At 46.4% G+C, this 3875-nt stretch carries 2 protein-coding genes and 1 pseudogene; all 3 read right to left on the bottom strand.

All coding sequences use genetic code 11. The features are described from left to right. Nucleotides 1-128 precede the first annotated feature (128 nt). Complete coding sequence (locus RM811_RS23640) at nt 129-2036, bottom strand: acyltransferase family protein (RefSeq protein WP_402529236.1); 1908 nt, start codon at nt 2034-2036, stop codon at nt 129-131. A gap of 131 nt (nt 2037-2167) precedes the next feature. Beyond that, entirely contained in the window at nt 2168-3583 is a 1416-nt protein-coding gene (locus tag RM811_RS23635; protein ID WP_402529234.1) for a lipopolysaccharide core heptose(II) kinase RfaY, read from the bottom strand. Nucleotides 3584-3673: 90 nt separating this feature from the next. After that, nucleotides 3674-3875, bottom strand: a pseudogene (locus RM811_RS23630) (lipopolysaccharide core heptose(I) kinase RfaP); the annotation flags it as partial.

Below are 3875 nucleotides of genomic sequence, written 5' to 3'. Positions count from 1 at the left end.
ATTCCTGATATTACCTTTATTATGTGGCATTCAGGATAGTTGGGGAATGGGGGGTGGCAAGGAGGCTTTACTCATCAGGATAAATGGTTAAAGAAAGTACCTTGGTACTTTCTTTAACACATCCCGAATCAACCGGCTGGCAACGGATTACCAAACTGCTCAAGATAACGTCGGCCAATAGCTTTTGAACCGGCGTAGTTCAGATGGTTATCATCTCGGTAGAGGGGGATGCCTTCCAGCACTGTCTCACAGCGATCATCGTTGCACATGGCCTGACGAGGGTTGATCCACTCAACCTGTGGATAACGAGCACGGAGCTTTTCCTTGAAACGATAAAAATTAGCCTGTTCTTTCTCCACATCCGCCCTGGCAATGGTGCAGTCCGGTTGGTTCTTCAGCAGACAATAGGCAAAACTATTGGAGGGCAGCGCCGGTGCATCTTCAATAAACACCACCTTATGGCCCTGCTCCAGCAGCCAGCCGGTAATATTCTCCAAATAGCGATGGTAATTTTCGCTGGCCAGATAGGCTGTCCACCATGATGATAGAAAGACTGTGGTTGGCTCTCCGACAAGGTACTCCTGCAATGCCTTGTTGCGTTTAACCTTTCTGTCATCACCGCTGCCGACAGTGTCTTCCGAACGGATAAACGGCGATGAAGCCTTAGTTACCAGCAGTGTACTAATACCACGGTCCTTGCTGAGTTCCTCGATAAATCCGGCCATGGAGGTAGCATGGGAATCCCCCAGAAGCACCGCATCGGGTTTTCCGTCAGCCTTATTACTGCCCAGTAGACAGCGCGAACTCTGGTCAAAGTTAATGGCATCGCCATCAAAACACGGGTCAAAGATATCACCCGCATTCTGCTGATTGAGAATCCTGTACAACTCGCGATTTTTCTCAGGAATACGAAAGCTGATGTCGTCGGCAATACGGATAGTGGCCTGTATCAGCCAGATGACAATGGCAGGCAAGAGAATAAGTAGCAGAAACGATTTTTTCAGTGACCAGTCTTTGTAGCGCAACTTCGACTCAACAAAAGTATAACTGAACCACCCTGAAATCAGGGTGGCGGCAATCAACAACAATTGATTGATCAGGTTCAGTTCAACCAGTTGATAGTTGAGAATCGCCACAAAAGGCCAGTGCCAGAGGTAGATGGAATAGGACAGTGCACCCAGATAGACAAGCGGACGGCTGGAAAGCACCCGCTCAATCAAGGCATCGTTGCCAGGAAAACCGGAATAGATGATCAGACCCGCACCCAGCACCGTCCAAAGCGCATTATAGCCGGGAAAGAGATCATTTTTGGTCAGCACCAGGGCACTACCGATAATCAGTACCATGCCAGCAAGAGAGAGCACCTCAGACGCAGTACGGTTAAGCCGTGGCAGACGGTCAGAAAACATCGCCAGACCGGCTCCCAGCAGTAGTTCAAATAGACGGGTTGTAAGCAGATAATAAGCAGAATCTGGCGCAAGCTCAGTCCGGTAAACAGAATAGCCGAACGCCACAGCCCACACGGCCAAAAACATCCAGACGGCAGCGGCCTTGTTCAGATACCGGTGTACCAGCATTAGAACCGGAGGCCAAATCAGATAGTACTGAAACTCAACCGACAGGGTCCAGGTATGCAGAAGCGGCTGTGTTAATGCATCCGGGGAAAAGTATTTGGCGAACTCCTCTATATAGTAAATATTGCTGTAACCCACCAGGGAGAACAGCCAGCTTTTAGAGAAGATGTAATACTCCTCATCCATATAGATGGGAGATATCAGCAGGAAGATAACAAACGACATCAGCAGTAAAGCAGGAATCAGTCGTTTTATGCGCTTGCTGTAGAAGTCAGCAAAACGGAAGGTACCGGTGGAGAACTGCTTCAGCAGCAGATTACTCATAACAAAACCGGTAATAACGAAGAACACGTCGACGCCGATATAGCCGCCGCTAAAGATGTTGAACTGAAAATGGTAAAGCAGCACCAGGGCTGCAGCGATGGAGCGGAGCCCATCGATATCCGGACGATATTTATACATCTTTATGTTTTAATCACGCAGGAGTTGAGTCGTATACCAGAAAATACCTGATGATAGGATTAGGAATAGCAGCATCAGGAAAATCGCTGCTCATTATAATCAGTCAATTTAATATAGATACAAATAATCAACTACTTGAATAACTGCGCAGCTACCGAACCCACAACCCAGTTCCTGCTAAACCTTTCTGAATCTTTCCTGAGATACTTAGCTGCCTTTTCCCGAGAATCCAGAATGACAGTCTGATCAAGATCGATAACCATATGCCGGTCATGGCTAAACATAAAATTAGTCGCTTTCATATCACCATGGTAAACCATCCCGTCCTTTAAGATTCTCAGCATCTCAAGCAGCGAACGTGCCCTCTTTTCAGCTTCAGGTGAACTTTCTTGCAACTGGGTAAAATAGTGAAAGGCATCATCTGCCTCCACATATTCAGTCACCAGATAGCTGCAGTTCACAAAACAACCAAATTTATGTTCCAGCAATGCCAGTGGTTTTGGGGTATCAATGCCCAGAAGGCGCAGCAGGTAATGGGCAACATACCAGGCATTGCGGGCACGGGACTTTCTGATGCCGCGAAGGTATTTATGCAATACCCCTTTGGTGCTTTTATAACGCTTAACGAAGACCTTTTTTCCATCATTCAGAGTGACGATGGAGACAGTATTGGTGGTACCCCGTTTCAGAACCTGCCCAGTATTGATATAAGTATCCGGGGTCGCAAGAAAATCGGTCAATGCTTCACTGATTTCATTCCGGTCAACTACCTGAAAATGTCTGAAGTTCGACTCGGCGACAAAGTCAGTACAGGTTCTGAAGACTTTTTCCAGATATCGCTCCCGCCACTTTCTTTTTTTCCAGATAGCCTCGGCGAGGCTCTGTTCATCCAGACCTTCTAATGGGTAAATACGCTGATAAGCAGCAATGCATTTCAGAGAAAGGTGGTCATGCCTGGGAAACAGTACTGACAGGAAAAAAGCCAGATTATCCAAAGCAGCCTGTTGAGAAAGAGGCGAACTTTCCTGATGAACGCCACCACCATCAATAAGAAACAGCTTATCTTCCGATATCAGAAAGTTATCCAGATGAGGATCTTTATGGATAATATTGTGTTGATGTAGTTTGGCGACCGTTTCTACAACACTTTTTAATAGTCCTACACGTTTTTCATCGCTCAGGTCTGACTGCCATAACGCATCAAGAGACTGGCTTTCAGCTAGAAATTCGGTGGTGATAAAACCAAAATTCTGGAGCTTCTCAGACGCTATAATTGCAGGCGTATCAATACCGGCACGGACAAAACTCCCAAGACCAGCAAGCTCACGCTTGATATGTCGCTCAGCAGATGAGCCTAAAAAGCATTTTGCCAGAACGGTTTTACCATCAATGGTCGCTTTGCCGACTAAGCGCTTACCAGGCAAAAAACGCAGCACGTTATCTATGGCGATCTGCTGCCCCTGAATATCCAGAACAAAACCACCATCAGGGGCCTCTGTCAGAGCAAGAAACGCTTCAAGGGTATAAGAAAAGCTCTCTGTGCTCATTCCACACCCTCAAAATGCGACAACCGTTGAGTATCTATTTGTGCAATTTTTTTCATTTTAAATAATAGTTCGTTTCAGCAGGGGGAACCCCTATAGCCGACCCGCTTTTCGTTCCATACGCTGATAAAGTTTATTGGCTTTTTCCTCGATAGCCCGCCACATTGATAAATGCTGCGTTAATGCTTCTCTAAGAGGAAGGCCGGTATAGATTTTAATAAACCTGAAAATATCTTTTCGGGTGATACCAATATCCATGGCCGAATAATAAAGCCCGGAAAGATCCTTGATAACC

Source organism: Endozoicomonas sp. (assembly GCF_031844845.1).
Classification (GTDB): domain Bacteria; phylum Pseudomonadota; class Gammaproteobacteria; order Pseudomonadales; family Endozoicomonadaceae; genus Endozoicomonas.
Note: the sequence above shows the minus strand (reverse complement) of the source record. Positions and strands in the feature narration are given on the sequence as shown.

Bases quoted from the DNA above. Each gene is read 5' to 3' on its own strand.
- RM811_RS23640 (WP_402529236.1), bottom strand. From the start codon at position 2,036: ATGTATAAATATCGTCCGGATATCGATGGGCTCCGCTCCATCGCTGCA.
- RM811_RS23635 (WP_402529234.1), bottom strand. From the start codon at position 3,583: ATGAGCACAGAGAGCTTTTCTTATACCCTTGAAGCGTTTCTTGCTCTG.